The 1,436-nt window shown below is 53.2% G+C and carries 1 rRNA gene; it reads left to right on the top strand.

What is annotated here, in order from left to right:
• Positions 1 to 1,383: ribosomal RNA gene (locus EX20_RS22635) — 23S ribosomal RNA — on the top strand; the annotation flags it as partial.
• Positions 1,384 to 1,436: the final 53 nt, after the last annotated feature.

Here is a 1,436-nt window from a genome sequence, read left to right on the forward strand (position 1 = left end):
AATTCAAGGGTGTGGCGCGAGCTCCTTCGGGAGCGAAGCAATTGGAAGTGGTTCCAAGAAAAGCCTCTAAGCTTCAGTCTAACGATGACCGTACCGCAAACCGACACAGGTGGGCGAGATGAGTATTCTAAGGCGCTTGAGAGAACTCGGGAGAAGGAACTCGGCAAATTGGTACCGTAACTTCGGGATAAGGTACGCCCTTGTAGCTTGACTGGCCTGCGCCAGGAGGGTGAAGGGGTTGCAATAAACTGGTGGCTGCGACTGTTTAATAAAAACACAGCACTCTGCAAACACGAAAGTGGACGTATAGGGTGTGACGCCTGCCCGGTGCCGGAAGATTAAATGATGGGGTGCAAGCTCTTGATTGAAGTCCCGGTAAACGGCGGCCGTAACTATAACGGTCCTAAGGTAGCGAAATTCCTTGTCGGGTAAGTTCCGACCTGCACGAATGGCGTAACGATGGCCACACTGTCTCCTCCCGAGACTCAGCGAAGTTGAAGTGTTTGTGATGATGCAATCTACCCGCGGCTAGACGGAAAGACCCCATGAACCTTTACTGTAGCTTTGCATTGGACTTTGAACCGATCTGTGTAGGATAGGTGGGAGGCTATGAAACCGGAACGCTAGTTTCGGTGGAGCCGTCCTTGAAATACCACCCTGGTTTGTTTGAGGTTCTAACCTTGGCCCGTGATCCGGGTCGGGGACAGTGCATGGTAGGCAGTTTGACTGGGGCGGTCTCCTCCCAAAGCGTAACGGAGGAGTACGAAGGTACGCTAGGTACGGTCGGAAATCGTGCTGATAGTGCAATGGCATAAGCGTGCTTAACTGCGAGACCGACAAGTCGAGCAGGTGCGAAAGCAGGTCATAGTGATCCGGTGGTTCTGTATGGAAGGGCCATCGCTCAACGGATAAAAGGTACTCTGGGGATAACAGGCTGATACCGCCCAAGAGTTCATATCGACGGCGGTGTTTGGCACCTCGATGTCGGCTCATCTCATCCTGGGGCTGTAGCCGGTCCCAAGGGTATGGCTGTTCGCCATTTAAAGAGGTACGTGAGCTGGGTTTAAAACGTCGTGAGACAGTTTGGTCCCTATCTGCCGTGGGCGTTGGATATTTGAAGGGGGCTGCTCCTAGTACGAGAGGACCGGAGTGGACGAACCTCTGGTGTACCGGTTGTCACGCCAGTGGCATCGCCGGGTAGCTATGTTCGGAAGAGATAACCGCTGAAAGCATCTAAGCGGGAAACTCGCCTTAAGATGAGATATCCCTGGGGACTAGATCCCCTTGAAGGGTCGTTCGAGACCAGGACGTTGATAGGTCAGGTGTGTAAGCGCAGTAATGCGTTCAGCTAACTGATACTAATTGCCCGTAAGGCTTGATCCTATAACAAGTCTGCCTTGTAGATCGGCGCCGTGCGAAAGCACTGGCCGCGATCC

Origin of the sequence: Burkholderia sp. WP42 (genome assembly GCF_000745665.1) — a bacterium.
GTDB classification, from domain to species: domain Bacteria; phylum Pseudomonadota; class Gammaproteobacteria; order Burkholderiales; family Burkholderiaceae; genus Burkholderia; species Burkholderia vietnamiensis.